We start from the raw sequence: 18464 nt of genomic DNA on the forward strand, positions 1-18464 counted from the left end.
CCGGGGATGGGGCTTCTGAAAACACGCCAGCCCCTTGCAGGCGCAACGCGAGGTTGCGCCTGCAAGGGGCTGGGCTTCAGTCTTCGGCCTGGTCTTCGCCGCCCTGGCGACTCATGCCGTACTTGCGCATCTTCTCGACAAGCGTGGTTCGACGGATGCGCAGGCGTTCGGCGGCGCGGGCAACGATACCGTTGGCGTCGTCCAGAGCTTGCTGGATCAGCCCCTGCTCAAGGCTGCCGAGATAGTCCTTCAGGTCCAGGCCTTCCGGCGGCAGCATGGCGTGGCTGGAGAAGTTCGGCGCATGGCCGTTGATCGCCACGCGCTCTTCGAGATCGCTGCGCAAGCTGTCGACCAACTGCTCGTCTTCGTCATCGACGTAGCGGAATTTTTTAGGCAGCTCGGCAACGCCGATCACCCCGTACGGATGCATGATCGCCATACGCTCGACCAGGTTGGCCAGCTCACGGACGTTGCCCGGCCAGCCATGCCGGCACAGCGACATGATCGAAGCCGAGTTGAAACGGATGGAGCCGCGCTTCTCGTGCTCCATGCGCGAGATCAGCTCGTTCATCAGCAGCGGAATGTCCTCGACACGCTCGCGCAGCGGCGCCATTTCGATGGGGAAGACATTCAGGCGATAGTACAGGTCTTCGCGGAAGGTCCCCTCCTCGATCATGGTCTCGAGGTTTTTGTGGGTCGCCGCGATGATGCGCACGTCGATGCTCTGGGTCTTGTTGCTGCCAACCCGCTCGAAGGTACGCTCCTGCAGCACGCGCAGCAGCTTGACCTGCATCGGCAACGGCATGTCGCCGATCTCGTCGAGGAACAGGGTACCGCCGTTGGCCAGCTCGAAACGCCCCGCACGGCTGGTGATCGCCCCGGTGAAGGCGCCCTTCTCGTGTCCGAACAGCTCGCTTTCGAGCAACTCGGCCGGGATCGCCCCGCAGTTGACTGGCACGAACGGCGCTTCACGGCGCTTGGAGTGATAGTGCAGGTTGCGCGCGACCACTTCCTTGCCCGTGCCGGACTCACCGAGGATCAGCACGCTGGCATCGGTGTCGGCCACCTGCTGCATCATCTGCCGCACATGCTGGATCGCGCGGCTGGTGCCAACCAGGCTGCGGAACAGGTTGGGTTCGCGCTGACGACCGCGCTCGCGCGCCTGGTCGTACATCTCACGGTAGACCTGGGCACGGTGCAGCGAATCGAGCAACTGGCTATAGCTGGGCGGCATCTCCAGGTTGGACAGCACGCGCCGGCGCAGGTCTTCAGGGAACTCGGCGGAAGAAATTTCACCTAGAAGGAGAACTGGAAGGAACTCATCCCACGCAGCCACTGTCTTAAGCAGGCCCAGGACACTTGCCGGTGCATTCACAGCCCCGATCAGCACACACAGGACTTCCCTGCTCGAAGACAACGCCTCTACCGACTGCTGCCAGTCCGCGCTGGAGCATGAGAGGTTCTCTTCGCCGAGAAAATTCAGGACCACCGCCAGATCGCGGCGGCGTTCGCTGTCGTCATCGATCAGGAGGATCTTGGTTTCACGCCACATTCAATACTAACTTCCCTAGTCATATCGGCGCCCGCAGGCGTGCACGACATCATTCCGACTGAAATGGTCAGTGTTCGGACGTCTGAAATTCGAAAACAGCCACTAGTTAAGTCAAAAAACAGCACACAGTCAAATTAATGGCGCGCAGCTTCTTGCATTGCCCAGCGATCAGCTGAACAGATGGTATACCTTTGTCGCGTTTTTTGCCTGACGTATCTGCGTCATCTCGTCGACTATCGATTGACGTTCACCACTTGCAAATTCAATCAATTGCCGATACACCGCCAGCAATTCATCCAGACTGCTCCTGACCTGCGCATCGTTTTCCTGCGCTTCGGCCAGGATATCCTCGACGCACACGCGACATGCCAGGTCGAGCTTGCCCACCGCATCCCAGTCGCGCTCAGCGAACGCTGCCAGCAAGGCATCGCGGGTCTCTTCGATACGTGCAATCACTTCGCTCATGTGCGCCTCCTGGAATTACTCTGCCGGCACCTGTTCGCCGATGGCGTCCCAGCCTTCCTTGACCGTGATCAGCAGGCGCGCCACTTCGTCGATGATCGCCGGGTCACTGTGGACGTTGGCTTCGATCAGGCGACGGCTCATGTACTGGTACAGGTTGTCGAGTTCGGTCAGGCTGTCAGCGTGATTCTCCAGATCCAACCCTTCGCGCAGGCCGCCAATGATGTCGATGGCCTTGCCGATCAGAATGCCCTTCTGGGCGACATCCTTGCGCGCGATCGCGCCCTTGGCCTGGGCCATCCGGTCAAGACCGCCCTGCATCAGCATCTGCACCAGACGGTGCGGACTGGCTTCGGAAGTCTGCGCAGCACCGTTGACTTTCTGGTACTGCCGAAGGGCCAACATCGGGTTCATGGAACTACCTCATTGCAGCGAAAAGGTTGCGTATACCTGCTGTATCGCCAGCTCGTCAAAAAACTTTAGCCATGAAACACAAAGCCCGGGACACCTGCAAGGTGCCGCCGGGCTTTTGTCGCCGTTTAGCGATCAGCCTTTCTTGGCCTGGGCATTCATCGCATCGAAGATCGAGACGATCTGCTCGCCCTGCTTCTTCATCAAGCCCAGGGCGGTGTCGAGCGCTGCGTACTTCTTGGTCAGCGAGGTGGTCAGCAGCTCGGTACGACGGTCCAGCGCAGCCTGCTGGTCCTGCAGGTTCTTGGTCACCTTGTCGAGCGCCGTCTTGCGCGAATCCAGCGAACCGCCGGTCTTGACGTAGGGATCGAGGGCCTTGGTCATCCGGTCGAAAACGCCACCGTCGGCAGTGAACAGCCCCTGGATCTCCGAGCCAAGCTTCTTGTCGTTCAGTGCAGCGGTGAACTTGGTGCTGTTGAACTCAAGCGTGCCGTCTTTCTGGGTGTTGATACCCAGCTGGCTGAGGGTATTGAGCTGGGTGCCCGAACCAGCTTCGGCGATCACCTTGCCGATGTCGCTCAGCAACGAGCGCGTGGTCGGATCGTTGGTCAACGGGCCCAGGCTGGTCACGTTACCGGAAGAATCCTTGGTCGGTGTCGTCAGGGCGGTAACAGCCTTGCGCAGGGTGTTGTAAGCATCGACAAACGACTGAACCGATTTCTTCAGGCCATCGTTATCGAGCGTCACACTCACCTTGACCCCGGTCGTGGCAGTGGGCGAGGTGGTGCCGGTAAGCTCGAGGCTCAGGCCACTGACCGCGTTGTCGACGACGTTCTTGGAGCTGGTCAGCTTCAAACCGTCGACGGAGAACTCGGCGTCCTGTGCCAGGGCGTCGATGAAGCCGCCCCCCGCACCCACCATCTTCTGCGTGCCATCGATGGTGAGCTCAGGGATACCGCCGACGGAAATGTCACTGCCCTTGCCGGTCGTGGTAGAGCCGAACACCAGCCGCGAACCGCCCGCCTCGTTGACGACGTTGGCGGTGATGCCTTCCTTGCTCAGCTCCTTGTTGATCTGGTCGCGCACGCTTTGCAGCGTGGAACCGGCAGCAACATTGACCTTGTAGGTCTTGCCGTTCTGGCTGATGCTCAGCTCACCTTCGCTGATCGCTGAGGTTCCCCCTCCGGCGAACTGCTGGCTGGCGACCTTGGAGCCAGTGGCCAGTTGGCTTACCCGGATATCGTAGGTACCGGCAACCGCACTGTTGGTGGTCTTGATCTTGACCACGCTTTCGTTGGCGGAAGTACCGGCAAAGGCGTTGAAGGAAGGCGCATCCTTGTCGTTGAGCTTCTTCATGGCGTCCTGGAACGCCGTGAGAGCGCTACGCAGGGAGCCAATGCCCGAGAGGATCGCCGAGTTATTGCTCGACTGCCGAGCAATCTGGTTGGACTTGGCCGAAGTATCGGACTTCACCAACGCGTCGACGATCTTGCTGATCTCGAGGCCGTAGCCCACGCCTGTGCTAGGAGTAATTGCTGCCATGTCCTGCCCCTCTCTTCAACGCGCCCGCCTCGCTCCTGCAAGGCCGGCATGATTCGTAACGCGCAATGCTCGCCGCCGGTCAGACCTTGGCGTTGAACAGTACACTTTTGACATCGCGCAGGCTTTCGGCGATCCGCAGGGCCTCCTCGGAGGGAATCTGACGGATCAGCTCGCCGGTTTCGCTGGCGATGACCTTGACGACAATCTTGCCGGATTCTTCATCCGTGGAAAACTCAAGATTACGTCGGGTTTCTTTCAGGAATTGCTCGATCTGCGAGACGGCGTTCTTGACGTTGTCAGTGTCGTGCACCTTGACCGCGTCCTTCTTGCCACCCTCGGCGGATGCTTCCAACGGCCGCGAGACCGGCTTGTCGGCAACCTGCTCGGCCGAACGTGCGGCCGGATAAGACAGGTTCAGCTTGACGCTCATGTCCATGTCCACCACCTCGTAATGAAAAGGCGGGGGAGCGCCGCAAGTGCACTCCCCCGCCAGCAGCTATCAGGCAGATTAGCCCAGCAGCTTCAGAACTGCCGACGGCAGCTGGTTGGCCTGAGCCAGAACCGAGGTCGAAGCTTGCTGCAGGGTCTGCTGCTTGGTCAGCTGGGCAGTTTCGGCAGCGAAGTCGGTGTCCTGTACACGGCCACGAGCAGCTTCGGCGTTCTCGTTGATGTTCTGCAGGTTGTTGATGGTGCTGGTCAGACGGTTCTGGGCGGCACCCAGGTCAGCACGGTTGGTGTTGATTGCCTGCAGGGCCTCGTCGATGGCGCTGATGGCGGCGGTGAAGGTCTGCTCGGCGGCGGTGCTGTTGGCACCGGTGATGCTCTTGCCAGCCAGGGCAGTCAGGGCGGCGCCAGTACCGGTGGTTTTCATCGCGGCGCTGAGCGTCACGGTGATCTGGTTGGCAGAGCCGGAGTTGGAGCCGACCTGGAAGGTCATGACGCCAGCGGTACCGTCCAGCAGGTTCTTGCCGTTCAGCTGGGTGGAGTCGGCGATACGGTCGATTTCCGACAGCATCGACTGGAACTCTTTGTTCAGAGCGTCACGGTCTTGCTGGCTGTTGGAGTCGTTTCGGGACTGGACGGCCAGTTCACGCATACGCTGCAGGATGTTGGTCTGCTCTTGCATCGCGCCTTCAGCGGTCTGGGCGATGGAGATACCGTCGTTGGCGTTCTTGATTGCCATGGTCTGACCGCGGATCTGCGAGGTCATGCGGGTAGCGATCTGCAGGCCGGCGGCATCGTCTTTGGCGCTGTTGATTTTCAGGCCGGACGACAGACGGGTCATCGAGGTGCTCAGAGCGTCGGAAGCACGGCTCAGGTTTTTCTGAACGCCCAGAGAGGTGGTGTTGGTGTTAACGGTCAAAGCCATGACGAATTCCTCGTTGGATTGGGTACTGCGGCTTCCGGCCCTGGCGTTTGCCGGGTGTGTGGCCTAGAGAACCTTCGTAATGGTTATCGTCGTCGTGGCGGTTTGCTTTAGGGGGTTTTGCGATTTTTTTTAGTGGCACGCTGCCACCCCAATGAAATCAAGGGTTTGACGCCAGAAATACAGCGTCCGCCGGGGCCCACAGAACTGCCAATAGATAGCAGAAATGCAAAAGCGCCGAACGGTTAACCGTGCGGCGCTTTTGCAGATGCAGCGACAATGCTCAATCAGTGCGTTCGATGATCGCCGAACCCCACGACAAGCCGACGCCAAAGCCACTGAGGGCAACACGCTTGTGGGTCGAACCCAGCACATGCTTCTCCAGCAGCAACGGAATGCTGGAGGAAACGGTGTTGCCGGTTTCGACCATGTCCTTGACGAATTTGCCCTTGTGCGCGCCCTCATCGAAGCGCGCCGACACCGCATCGACGATGGCCGCGCTGCCCTGGTGCAGGCAATACAGGTCGATGTCGTCAGCCTTGAGCTGGCTGGCCTCGAGCAACTGGTTCAGGTGCGCCGGCACCTTGACCAGGGCGAAGTTGTAGACCTGACGACCGTTCATGAAGAACTTGCCATCGGTGGTGCGCAGGTGCTCGGCACCGGCACCGTCACTACCGAACAGCGACTTGCCCAGTTGCCAGGCCGCGCCCTCGCCCATCCAGGTCGCGGTGGCGGCATCACCGAACAGCATGGTGGTATTGCGGTCCTCAGGGTCGACGATCTTCGAGTACGGATCGGCGGTGATCAGCAGGCCGTTCTTCAGGCCCGCAGCTTCCATGAAGCCTTTCATCGCGTACAGGCCGTAGACATAGCCCGAGCACCCGAGCGAAACGTCGAACGCCGCAACATGGGTCGCAAGCCCCAGCTTGTGCTGAACGATGGCTGCGGTGTGCGGCAGCCCCTCGGCGTCGCCATTCTGAGTGACGACGATCACCGCATCGATGCTGGCAGGGTCGAGCGAAGGATTGGCGGCGAACAGATTGCGCGCGGCCTCGACACACAGGTCGGAAGTTTCCTGCTCGCTGTCCTTGCGCGGCAAGAACGTGGAGCCGATCTTGCCGAAGATGAAATCCTGGTCCTTGCCGAATTTGGCGCCCTGGGCGTAGTTGTCTACCCCTTGAGTCGGCAGGTAACTGGCGATGCTTTTAATGCCAATCATGTGGCTTCCCGTTCAATAACAGCGAAGTAGCCCACGGCGTACGCAACGACGAAACGCCAGGAAACACGGGACGCCCCTGTTCCTGACCACGTTGATGGCTGCGCGACGGCGGCTCCTAGTTTGGACAATATACAGTGAAGATGCGCGAAGTGACTCTCAAGTCACGCGTTTTTTGTCGAATGGACACCGCAGCGTCACATCCTCACTGCGGGTCACTCCCTCAATCGGGTAACCAGGCGCGGCGCCAGCTCTCCAGTCGCGTCCCTTCGAGCAGCCACTGCCCACGCACCGCCGCCTGCAACGCATCGCCCAATGCCGCCGACGCGTCGCGGTCGGACAGGTGCAGACGGATCGCCTGCAGCCACTCGTCGGGCTGGTTGCCCGCACGCGACAGCGGCAAGGCATCGCCTGCGGCAAAGCCCGGCACTCGACTGCAGATCACCGGATGACCACAGGCCGCGTGCTGCAACACGCGCATGTCGCCAGAGCAGGCGTTTTCCATCGAGTCGGCCATGGGCACCAGAGCCAGATCCAGATTCAACGCGGCCAGGGCCTCGCCGAGATGCCCTGGCTCGACCGCTGCGTGCAACTCGCTGACGAACGGCTTCAAGCTCCCGGGACACTCACCCAGCACCACCCACTCGACTTCTCCAGACAAGGCCGGCACTACCTGTTCGAGCATCTCGTCGCCCTTGCCGGCGATCCAGCCAAGACGTGGCAAGTCTCCTGCGCGTCGCTCGCCCTTCAGGCGGCCCCAGCCGACCGGCAAGGCGCTCTCCAACACCCGGATATCGTGGTGCAGCCCCTGCAGCCGCTCGGCCAGCGCAGGGGTCGACACCAGCACCCGGTCAGCGTGCATCAACGCCGCCTGCAGGCGCTGCAGCAGATCCTCGCCGGACTCGAACTGTGCAAGCTCGGGATAACGGTCGAGCACCACCACTTTCAGCGCCCGGGAGAATGCACTCAGCCGACGCAGGGTCAGCAGCCCTGCATCATCCAGCGGTCGCTGCAGGATCACGCTGGTCGGGGCAAAACGCTCCAGCTCCACCGCAGACAACAGCCCGACGGTCGCGGCGCCGTCGAGCAACGCGTTTTCGCACAGCGCACCCAGCGGATGGATCAGACGCGACAGAGCCTGCTCATCCTGCTCGGCAATGCAAGCCAACACTCGCGGCACCTTGCCGAGCAGCGGTCGCCAGCTCAGGTCATTGCTTTGCAGCACGAAACCTTGCCCGGCACGCAGCGAGAAATTGCCGTTGTAGGCCGGGTCATGTGCCAGACGCGGCAACCAACGTGCATACAACGCGTCGTGCTGCTCTTCGTTGGCCAGCGCATCGCGTGGCGCATCCAGCACCAAGCGCGCATGCGGCGTCCAGACATTCAGATAGCCAGCCTGATGCAGCTTCAGGCACAGGTCGACATCGGCCCAGGGCGCCAGCAACTCGCTGGCATCGAAGCCGCCTGCCTCGTGAAACAGTTCGCGCCGCAGCATCAGGCACTCGCCACCGACTGCTGCGAAGTTCTGCTCCAGCGCCAGGCGCGCCATGTAGCCTGCAGACTGCGCAGGCAGACCGGCGAACGCCGGCCCCACAGAGCCGTCGATCCCGAGCAGCAAACCGGCCTGGCGTACCGTGCCGTCACCAACCAGCAACTTGCCACCGACGGCACCGACTTCGGGGCGTTGAGCATGATTGAGCAACGCCGGTAACCAGTTGCCATCGAGCACCGCGGCGCGGCCGTCGAGCCAGACCAGATAATCACCCCGCGCCTCCTGCGCAGCCGCATTGCACAACGCAGCCCAAGGCTGGCCTGGCATGTAGCGCAGCACCTGGAAGCGCCCAACGCCGATCTGCACGACCATGTCCAGCCATTCGAGCAGCGCCGGGTCTTCGCTGCCCGCCTCGATCAGCAACACCTCGAACTGCTCATGGGCGGTGTGCGTCAGCAGGGTTTCCAGGCAACGCTGGAAGTCGACCAGTTGTCCGCGCAACGGCACCATGATGCTCACGGACGCGACATGTGCATGGCCGTAGTCGATGCGATAACCACCCGGCACGTCGTCAAGGGCGAAGACCCGCGCCCGTTCATAGCCGCGCAGGCGCAGGTGATGCTCGATGACCGCCTGCTCGTCGGCACAGGCCGCCAGCGGCCCGCCATTGCCGATCAACAGAGGCTCGGCGACATGCATGACACTGCCCAACCCGCGCTCAAGCAACAAACTCAACTGAAGGCCAAGTTCGAAGGCTCGCCCGCAGTCGCTGGCGAACCCTGCCGCCAGCGCCTCGCGCCGATAGATCCAGTGCCGCGACAGGCTGCCCGGCATGGCCAGCAGCAGGTCGAGGTTAAGGTCCGGACGCAGCGCCAGCTCGATTTCCCCTCCCTCTCGGCGCAGCCCTTCGTCGGCGTACACCGCCTGGCAGTCATCGGCCGCATCGAGCAAACGCACCGCCAGCGCCAGCAGCCCGCTGGCGACGATGGTCTCGCCAGCCTCGACCAGCAGGTACCAGTCACTTGCGCTATCGCTCAGCAGCGTGTTCATCGTCGCCACCGGCTCACGTGGATCGCAGGCATGCCATTGCACACCGACACGCTGCGGGTCGCACTCACCCAGCACATGCACCTGCAACTGTCGATACAGGCCACGGTCAAGACTCTCCAGGGTCTGCAGCAGTGCCTGGCGGTCACCATGATCACGCACCAGCACGGCAAGCTTGGGCGCCTGTGGCCCGGACAACGCCTGCTGCAGGCGCTGTACCTGGGCGGGCAGCGGATAGCGCTGCCGCAGCCAGTCGAGCATACCGTGCCGGTTGCCCGCGGCTTCACGCACGGCTGCGTCCTGGGTCTTGGCAATGAAGGTGTCCAGCTGCTGCCAGAACGATGCGGTACGTTGCACATAACGCTGCAGGCCATCGCCAACGGTGGCCCGGGCCTGTTCGAGGGCGTGCGGCTGGTCGGCCATGGCAAAGCCGACGCAACCGAAGAAGCTGTTGTCGAGCACCTGCTGATCCACGCCATGCCCCGGCATGAACAGCACAGGGCAACCACACAGCACCGCGATCACGCAGGTCATCGACCATTCGTAGGTGTACAGCACCTCGGCATGGCGCAGCACCTCGGCCAGCTCCACCAGGCTCAGGGCATTGGCCACGCTGAGCAGGCGAATGCCGGCAGGCAACTGGTCGTAGTCGATCATCTCCAGCGGGTGGCGGTTCTGGTAGAGGTAGGCGCCCTCGCGAGCACAATCGGCAGCGCCGGCGGCGAACAATTCGATGTCGATGGTGGGCAGGCACAGCAGGTCGACGTTGACATCGCCACGGGCCTCGGCAAGGCGTTCGGCGTAGTAGAAGATCAAGTCGGTCGCCGCCGCATTCATGCTCTTGCCACTGATGAAGCTCTCGAAGTTGAGCATGTAGCGCGCCACCACCGGGCACTCCAGCGGGTTGCCGCTGACCACTTCGGGATAGACCGCGATCGGCACCTTGCCCTCGGCCAGGTGGCGGCGGGCGACGGCCGGGTCGAACAGCGGCGTCTTCAGGTCTGGATTGACCACATCGGTGCCGTAGATGTATGCCTCGCGGCCATTGAGGTTGAGCATGTGGCAGAGGTAGTGCATCGAAACGATACCGGAGGAGGTATCGCGGTAGGCAGGCGCCAGCAGGTAGTAGGGATGCCCCGGCTTGGTGAACATCAGGCGCAGGCGCGTCAGCGCCTGTTCGAGCGAAAGAGCATCCAGCTGCGCAGCGGTCGACATTGGGGGGCGAACTCCAGGATCAGGACAGGTCGCTGACCATCACGGTGGCGGCCTGTCAATAATTTGCCAGCGGGCATGAAAAAGCCGGGCTTAACCCGGCTTTTTTGCAATTAGCGCGCCAGTCACCCCAGCTGTGCCAGCCACTGCGGTGCACCCGCGGCGCTCTGACCGTCGAGCCGCGCAACCCCCTGGAACGCGCCGGGCCATTGCTCGGCCAGCGCCTGCACAGCTTGCCCGGCAGGCACCACCAGCTCGTTGCCCATAAGCCTGGCACGCGGCGTCCACACTACCATCAGACCGTTGCTGCGTACCGCCAGGCACAGGGCCAGGTCCGCCGCACCCGTTGTCGGCAGGCCACCGCACAGCTCGAACGTCTCGCGGCTGATCATCAGGCAATCGCCGGACACCGCCGGGCAATCACGGACCGACAGCGGCCAGCGCGCCGCGGCGCTGCGTGCCGCCGAGGCACCGGCCCACGGTGCATTGACCTGCCCGCCGTCGAGCAGCTCGTAGCCAGCATGCAGCAGGACTTCGCCACGCCCCCACAAGCTGGCCCCGACGATCCCCACCTCGGGGCGCTGGGCCTCGTTGAGCAGCGACTCGATCCAGGCTGGAGTGATCACGTGGCAGCGCTCGGACAGCAGCACCAGGTAATCGCCACGCGCCTGCCCGGCGGCCAGCGCCAGCAGTTGCTCGCGCGAGGCATGCGCCTCACCGGCAATCAGCCGCACGCGTGTGCCAAAGGTCTGGGCAATCGCCGCCTGCCCTGCGCTGTCGTGCCCCGGCAAGGCCACCACCACTTCGAAGCGCGGATAACGGGTGCGCTGGAAGATCCCGGTCAGTGACACCTGCAGTTGCGCGGTATCGCCCTCGCCCGCCAGCAGGATGCTGACCAGCGGCGTGGCGGTATGACGGAAATCGACGGTCAGGCCTGCACTGCCCTGGTCGCTGATCTGGGCGCGGTAGCCCAGCTCGGTCAGGTGACGGTTGAGGACCTTGGCCGCTTCGTCGGTCAATGCCTGCTCGGGCTGCTGACCGATGACCAGGTAGTCGTCCATGTGCGCGAGACAGCCGACACCCTGATGCTGGACCAGACGCAGCAACAGGTCGTACTCCAGCGCATGACGATAGGACTCGCTGTAGCCCCCCAGATCGACCACGGCCTGGCGACGCACCAGCCAGTGCCGCGACATCAGACCTGGTTGGCTGCGCAGCAGGTCCAGGTCACTGCCCGGACGGGTCACGTCAAGCAGACGGCCTTCGCTGTCGCGCTGCACCTCATCGGCAGCGATCGCCTGGCAGCCCGGCGCCTGGGCCAGCTCGACAGCCAGGCGCAACAGGCCACCAGCCAGCAGCACGTCGCCAGCATCGAGCAGCAGCAGCCACTCGCTGGAAAGCTGCTTCACCACCTGGTTCAGGTGGGTCGCCCAGTTGCCTTCGTTGACTTGGATGAAATGCAAGGTATCGCGCGCGGTGGTGATGGCCGGGGGCTTGCCGCCCTTGAGCACCACCAGCTTGAAGTTGCGCAGGCCGCTGGCCAGCAGGCTGTCGAAGGTGGCCTGCAGCGCCTGGTCGTCGTTTTCCAGGTCCAGCACCACGAAGGCGATCTGCGCAGCCGGGTGGCGCGCCAGGAAGCTCTGCGCGCGAGCACGGTCGGCTTCAGCCGGGGTCGCGGCAGCAATGGCGGCCAACACCTTGCCGGACGGCGTCGTCTCGAGCAATGCGCGGGCATCAGGTGCCGGAACGCTGCTCAGGCGCGCCAGCCAGTCCTGCATTTCGCGAACATGGTGGGTGTCTTTGGCGCCGGTCAGCAGCGGCACCAGGCGCTGACATACGTCCTGGTTGAACAGGCCCAGGCCCAGCGCTTGCAGGTAGCGCTGCTGCAGGCTGTCGTTGGTGTCGTTCGGATGCACTTGCAGCAGGTCGTGCTGGCGCACCCAGGCGCCTTCGAGCGCATGCAGATGACGCTCACCAGCCGGCCAGGCATGGCAGAGAAACTCGATTTCGCTCAAACGCTGGAACAGCTTGCCGTTGTAGTACGGCAGCTCGACATACTGGCGCGGCTCGAAGGTCTGTTCAGGGTCGTCGATCACGCTGGCCCAGTCGGAGCTGAACAGCAGCGGCGTCTCGCCCTGATCGTAGCTGCTGCGCACGAAGCGGTTGAGCACCACGAAACCTTCTTCGCCGGCACACACACCCGCCGCTTCATCCCACTGGCGCAGGCTGCGCACGGTCTGGGTCAGGCGCTCTTCGCGGGCGGCTGCGCCCAGGTCGTTGCTCAGCAGTTCGCAGACCACATCGGTCTGCTCGAGGCTGCCGATCTCGCCTTGCAGCAGGATCGCGTAGCCCAGCGCCACACGCCAGCCCGCGGCGTCCAGCGCTTGCGGCAGGCCTGCCAGCGCGTTCTGCAGGGTAGCGACACGCAGCACCGCGCGCCAAGCCTGTTGCCCGCTGTGACCATAACGGCGCACGCGCGCCAGAGCGTCTCCTGCGGCCTCGGGCGCGGCGAATGCACCCAGCTTGTGGTAGCTGAGCTTGCAGTTGCCCGCGGCATAGGCCAGGGCATGCCCCTGTACACCCTTCACCTGGGGCTGTGCAGCCAGATAGGCAGCAGCCTTGCCCAGCGCATCGGCGAGAACGAAGTCGGCATCCAGCGCCAGGCAGACGAAAGGCGTTTTCACCCGCTCGAGCAGTTCGCCGAGTTGGCCTGCCGGCTCCAGCGCCAGGCACGGAATGCCCTGACAGGCGTAGTAGTGGAGTGCGCGGGCGCGGTGATCCGCCTGGTCATGCCCAAGCAGGACAACGGTCACGTCGGTGTGCGAGCCGGTTGCGGTATCGATCATAAGGCACCTGTTCAAGAGGTCGGTTCTGCGCAAGGCCTGGGCCCAGCGCCTGGATTTCAGTCAGCCAACCAGGCGTTGGCCCAGTGCTGCAGATGATGTTCGGTGAGGACGTAGTCGCTCAGTACCGCCTCGCGCAGAGCATCGCCCTGGCGATAGCTGGCAGCCGGGTCGTCGAGATGCATGCGGATCGCTTCCAGCCACTGCGCCGTGGTGTTGTCTGCCACCCGGGTGCACGGCAGGTAGCCGGCATAGGCCTTGGTGTCGGTGCAGATGACCGGGAAGCCGCAGGCGCCGTATTCGAGCAGCCGCAGGTTGCTCTTGCAGTCGTTGAACAGGTTCTGCTCCAACGGCGCCAGGGCCAGATCAAGGTTGAGGCTGGCCAGCTTGCGCGGGTAGTCACCGAACGAAATGGCCGGGTGAAACTCTTTCACGTAAGGCTGCAGCATCTCGGGGCACATACCGAAGAACACCCAGTCGACTTCGTCGGCCAGTGTGCGCACCACCTCCAGCAGCAGTTCCAGGTCACCGCGGTGGCTGGTGCCGCCCGCCCAGCCTACACGCGGCCGCGCGGTGGTCTGACGCTCACTGCGCAGGCCCGTCCACAAGGCGGCGGCGAGCATGTTGGGGACCACGCGGATGTCGCTGTGCATGCTCGACAGGGCATCGGCCAGCGGTTCGGTAGAGACCACCACGCGATCGCACAGGCCGATGGCTTCGCTGACCAGCTCGCGCATGTTGCGCGGCAGGTTGCGGGCGTGATCGTTCTTCTTCGGCGGATCGATGATGTAGTCGTCCAGCTCGTAGATGCGCCGGGTGTTGGAGAAACGCTTGAAGCGAGCGATATCGCGCAGGCTCGCCGGGGTGTATCGGCACTGCAGGATCACCACATCAGGTTTTTCCCGCTCCAGCTCGATCAGGCTCGGTGCGCTGTAGTCGATGCGCCCCTGGATCCAGCCGGCCTTTTCCAGCTCGGCGAACGGCTGCGATACACGGTAGTGACCGATGGCGGAGGTGCTGCTGGGCAGCCCCATCACCGACGGCATGGCGCGCGCAATGAACGGATCCCAACCACCGCGCAGGCCCGGCTCGAAGTTGAAGTTCGGCAGCTTCAGGCTGAGGTTGCGATTGTAGGCGGGATCGAAAGCAACCCATGCCAGCCAGCGTTCATAGAGCCGCTCCTGATCGGCCAGCAGGCTTTGCGGTGCGGGCTGTTCCTGAGCGGGCACCGGCACCTGGGCGACCCGCGAGAACGGCGTCCACACCGACAGGTAGCCCGCTTCGCGCGCCCGCAGGCACAAATCGGCATCGAACAGCGATACCTCGAACGCCGCAGTATCCAGCCCACCCAGCTCGGCGAACAACGCTGCGCGCATCAGCAGGCAGTCAAGGCCCAGGGCGCTCCAGTTCTGCACCAGGCTCAGGCGGTTCATGTAGCCATCGGCATTCACCGCACAGCTCAGGAACGGCGTGCCGGCAGTGCCGTTCATGCCCATCACCAGGCCGGCCGAGAGCACCGAACCATTGTTGTCGAACAGCTTGGGGCCAACCATGCCGACTTCCGGGCGCTGCCCCAGATGCATCAATTCCTGCAGCCATTGGCCGTCGAACAGCACGCAAGTGGCATCGAGCAGCAGCAGGTATTCACCGCGCGCCTGACGGCTGGCCTCGTTGAGGCTCTGCGCCCGCCCGGTGGCATCCGCCTGGCAAACGCGCAATTGATCACTGCCCAACCCCTGCAGGCCGCCCAGCCAGTCGCGCACCTCGGGGGATGTCTCGCTGCTGGCCACCAGCAACACTTCGAAATCAGCGTAGGCGGTATGGGCGAACAGCGATTCCACGCAGCGCATCAGCACCGCCAGCTCGCCCGCCGCGTGGATGAGGATCGACACACTGGCGGCTTGGGGGTGCAGGTAGGTGACCCGCGTCATCATGCTGCCTTCGATACTCGAAACCCGCGCCTGCACGCCCAGGCGCTCGAGGTGTGCTTGCAGCACACGCGGGGCCTGCACATGCGCCTGCGCATCGTTGAGCCAGTCGGCGTAGCTGTGGTGACACTGCACCAGCACTTCGGCGATGTGCTCGACTACCTGCAGGCCGTGGGCCTCGACCATGCGCCAGAGCAGATCGTGCGGTGCCAGGCTGGCAAAGCCTGCGTCGAAGCCGCCCCGTTCTTGCAGCGCCTGGGTGTTGAAGGCGAGCAGCCGACCGACATAGGGCAGGCTGCGCATCAGGTCGAGGTTGAAATCAGGCTTGAAGATCGGGCTGGAGGGCGCCAGGTTGTCGTTGGCACCTTCATCTATGTAGAGGCACAGGCTGTCGTCACGCAAGGCCATGCGCTCGGCCATGATCACCAGGGCGTGAGGGTGCAGGCGGTCACCGGCGCGCAACAGCAGCAACCAGTCGAACTCAGTGGTAGCGGCCAGCCACTGGTCGAGCTCGGCGAAGCCTTCTGCCTGGCATTCCAGGTGCCGGGCCTCACCCTGCACCTGCGCGGCCAATGCCGATGGGCCCAGCACCAGTGTGCGACGTGCGGGATAGGATTGCTCCTGCAGGCTCTGCAGGGTGGTACGCAGGGCCCTTTCGTCCCCTTGTGCGGCGAACACTGCTACGGCAATACGTGGTTGCCTCGGCCATTGCTCGATGCGCTTGGGCAACAGGCTGACCTGACCTGCCGACAATTGGCGCGACTCGAGCCATTCGGCGTACAGCTCACCAAAGCTGAGGCTGTCGGTGCCGATCTGCTGGGTGAAGTTGGCCATCTGCCCGGAGAAGAACCGACGCAGGTCGACCTCGTCCCAGACCTGGTCAGGCGCACCGGTGTAATCGCTCAACGGCAGGCTGCGCACCCAGCCATCGGCAGGGGCTGGCTCGCCGGTCGACTCGGCAAGCATCTGCATCAGCCATTCGGTCTCGATCTTGGCCGCCTCGACCATTGCCCCCTGATGGCTCAAACGCCCCGGGTACACCCGCTCCAGGCTCAGCACCTGGTCCAGGCTGCACAGGTGGCCGCGGCGCAGCAGGCAGGCGTATAGGGCGATGTCCAGACGCGCGGCAAAGCCGTGTCCATCCTGAACCAGTGCCGGCAGGTAGGCTTGCACTTCGCGGCGGCGCATCAGCGCATGGCTGATCCCGCCAAACAAATTGGGCACGCCATCGGCAACGCCTTCGAGCAGGTCGGTGCCATTGATCACGGCACTGTTCACGGAAATGACGAAATTCAGCCAACGCGCCGGAAGCAGCACATCGTCGGCTGCGCACAGCAGGCGCTGGCAGATGACCATGCTGACCTTGGCGTGATCGCAGAGCACCCTGGCCTGCTGGCTGATGCAGGCGCCGAACAGTACGTCGTCGTCACAGAGAAACTTGATCAGCTCGCCCGACGATTGCTCCAGGCAGCGCTGCAGGTTGCGGGCAAAACCCAGGCGCTCGGGGTTGCGCACGTGACGCAAGGTCACCGTGCAACCGGCACGCAGCTCTTCGCAGATTGCAGCGATCTGGTCACCGCGACTGTCGTCGCAGACCACGATCTCCAGGTTCGGGTAATCCTGGCCGATGGCGCTGACCAGCGTGGCGCGAAAGAACTCGGGATTGAACGCGGGGATGGCGATACTGACGAGGGGTTGTGCGTTCACTAGGACTCACTCAAGCGATTGAACCGCGGGACCGGCTGCCACCCGGTCCGGCGCTGACCGGCGGGTGGCGAGGCAGGCTCGTGGGACGATCACCCCGCGATCACCCGCACCAGGGTTCAGATGTAGTTGACCAGCGACAGGCCGGCGATCTTGGCGTAGGACTGCAGCGAGGCCTGGAGCATGTTGGTCTGCATCTGCAGGCGCAGCATCACCGTGGCCGGGTCGCTTTCGCGGATCGAGCTTTGGGTCTTGGCGTTCTCGTTGCCCAGTGCTTCGTTGGTTTCGGCCTGGACATCCAATGCCGCGCCGCGACCACCGATGGCGCTGATCGAGGAACTCACCTGGTTGGTGGCACTGGCGATGTTGCCGATTGCCGAGTCCAGCGAGGCGAGGAAGTTCTGGCGCGCCTTGGGGTCGCTGTCCATCGGCACGCTCAACGCTGTGCGCAGTTGGCCAATGGTGTTGAGCATGTTCTGATTCTGGTGGGTGTCGACCTTGATCGCGAACGAGTCACCCGCATTGGGTGCACCGGACAACTGGAAGCTCACGCCCGAGGCCGTGGCGGTGTTGCCCGCCAGGGTGCCGGTGGAGATCGGCCGGCTGTTGTCGGTGAGCGGCGCTGCATACAGCTCGAAGTCGGTGGCGCTGGTGAACTTGAGCACCGCGCCGCCCCCTGGGAACGAGGCGTTGTACTGCGCCTGGTTGCTGATGGTGGCGTTGTTGACTTGGGTGCCGGACGTGTTGCCCGGGCTGCGCGAGCCAGCGATGGCGTCGGGCTTGGAGCTCAGGTTGAAGGTGTGGCCGGCGATCGCGGCATCCGGGTTGTCGCCCGGCTGCAGGGTGATCTTCAGGCGCAGGTCGACACCGCGGAAGGAGATCGTGCCATTCTCGGCATTCGGGTTATAGGTCCCGCCCTGCGAGGCTTCCAGGGTCACGTCGTTGTTGCCCGAATCGAGGATGCGGTACTGAGTGCTGCTGAGGAACTCGACGCGGTACGGCTCGCCACTGCGGAAGCGGTCGTTGAACGTCGCGCTGCCGGACACCTGGCCGTTGGACAGGCTGACCCGACCATCGTCCACCGCTGGGGCGGTCAGGGTGGTCTGGCTGCGGCTGGTGTTGAGTGCCTGCTCGAACGCATCGAAACCGGTCTCGTTGGCCGCCAGGCTGAGCATGTCGCCCACCTGCAGTTTCAGCTGGCCCTGGTCGCCCTGGTAGCTGTAGGTGCCGTCAGCGTTGCGCACGTAGGGCGGGGTGTCGCCCTTGGAACCGGAGAACAGGTACTTGCCGTTCTCGTCCTTGCTGTTCATCAGCGAGAACAACTGCTCTTCCAGCGAACCCAGCTCGTCGGCGTTGGCCTTGCGGTCGGCGTCGGTGAAACCGGCGTTGCCCGAGCTGATCGCCAGCTCGTTGACCCGCTGCAGCACCTTGCCGATGGCATCGAGGGTGCTTTCGGAGGTGCTCAGCGAGTTGCGCACATTGGTGATGTTGCTCTTGTACTGGTCGAGCATGTTCTGTTGCTGCTCGAGCTGCAGCAGGCGCGAGGCGCCCACCGGATCGTCGGCTGCAGTACGCACGCGGATGCCGTCGCTGGATTCCTGCTGGGTTTTCACCACGTTGGAAAAGCCGCGCTGATAGTTGGCGCTGCTGGTGTTGTAGAACTGCGAAGTGGAAATGCGCACGGTCTAC

The 18464-nt window shown here is 63.5% G+C and carries 11 protein-coding genes; all 11 read right to left on the reverse strand.

The window, feature by feature from the left end; genetic code table 11:
- Positions 1–76: 76 nt before the first annotated feature.
- Positions 77–1552 (reverse strand): transcriptional regulator FleQ, encoded by a 1476-nt coding sequence (fleQ, locus tag ACMGGG_RS16130; protein ID WP_054891886.1) that lies wholly within the window; start codon positions 1550–1552, stop codon positions 77–79.
- A gap of 168 nt (positions 1553–1720) precedes the next feature.
- Positions 1721–2017 (reverse strand): flagellar protein FliT, encoded by a 297-nt coding sequence (gene fliT, locus ACMGGG_RS16135; RefSeq protein WP_054891887.1) that lies wholly within the window; start codon positions 2015–2017, stop codon positions 1721–1723.
- Between the two features lie 15 nt (positions 2018–2032).
- Complete coding sequence (gene fliS / locus ACMGGG_RS16140) at positions 2033–2428, reverse strand: flagellar export chaperone FliS (RefSeq protein WP_112898864.1); 396 nt, start codon at positions 2426–2428, stop codon at positions 2033–2035.
- Positions 2429–2560: 132 nt separating this feature from the next.
- On the reverse strand, positions 2561–3967 hold the full coding sequence (fliD, locus tag ACMGGG_RS16145) for a flagellar filament capping protein FliD (protein WP_414154047.1): 1407 nt from the start codon (positions 3965–3967) through the stop codon (positions 2561–2563).
- A 79-nt stretch (positions 3968–4046) separates the two neighbouring features.
- Positions 4047–4403: a flagellar protein FlaG gene (locus tag ACMGGG_RS16150; protein WP_054891890.1), complete on the reverse strand. Its 357-nt coding sequence runs from the start codon at positions 4401–4403 to the stop codon at positions 4047–4049.
- Positions 4404–4475: 72 nt separating this feature from the next.
- Entirely contained in the window at positions 4476–5336 is an 861-nt protein-coding gene (locus ACMGGG_RS16155; protein ID WP_112898865.1) for a flagellin domain-containing protein, read from the reverse strand.
- Between the two features lie 280 nt (positions 5337–5616).
- Complete coding sequence (locus tag ACMGGG_RS16160; RefSeq protein WP_054891892.1) at positions 5617–6552, reverse strand: ketoacyl-ACP synthase III; 936 nt, start codon at positions 6550–6552, stop codon at positions 5617–5619.
- Positions 6553–6772: 220 nt separating this feature from the next.
- Positions 6773–10303 (reverse strand): glycosyltransferase, encoded by a 3531-nt coding sequence (locus ACMGGG_RS16165; RefSeq protein ID WP_414154048.1) that lies wholly within the window; start codon positions 10301–10303, stop codon positions 6773–6775.
- 122 nt (positions 10304–10425) lie between these two features.
- Positions 10426–13146: a glycosyl transferase gene (locus ACMGGG_RS16170; protein ID WP_414155846.1), complete on the reverse strand. Its 2721-nt coding sequence runs from the start codon at positions 13144–13146 to the stop codon at positions 10426–10428.
- Between the two features lie 56 nt (positions 13147–13202).
- Positions 13203–16778 (reverse strand): glycosyltransferase, encoded by a 3576-nt coding sequence (locus tag ACMGGG_RS16175; protein WP_414154049.1) that lies wholly within the window; start codon positions 16776–16778, stop codon positions 13203–13205.
- 116 nt (positions 16779–16894) lie between these two features.
- Positions 16895–18457 carry a flagellar hook-associated protein 3 gene (locus ACMGGG_RS16180; protein WP_063545692.1) on the reverse strand — a complete coding sequence of 521 codons (1563 nt, stop codon included), beginning with the start codon at positions 18455–18457 and terminating at the stop codon, positions 16895–16897.
- Positions 18458–18464: the final 7 nt, after the last annotated feature.

Origin of the sequence: Pseudomonas sp. BNK-44-b (assembly GCF_047456245.1) — a bacterium.
Taxonomy (GTDB): domain Bacteria; phylum Pseudomonadota; class Gammaproteobacteria; order Pseudomonadales; family Pseudomonadaceae; genus Aquipseudomonas; species Aquipseudomonas machongensis.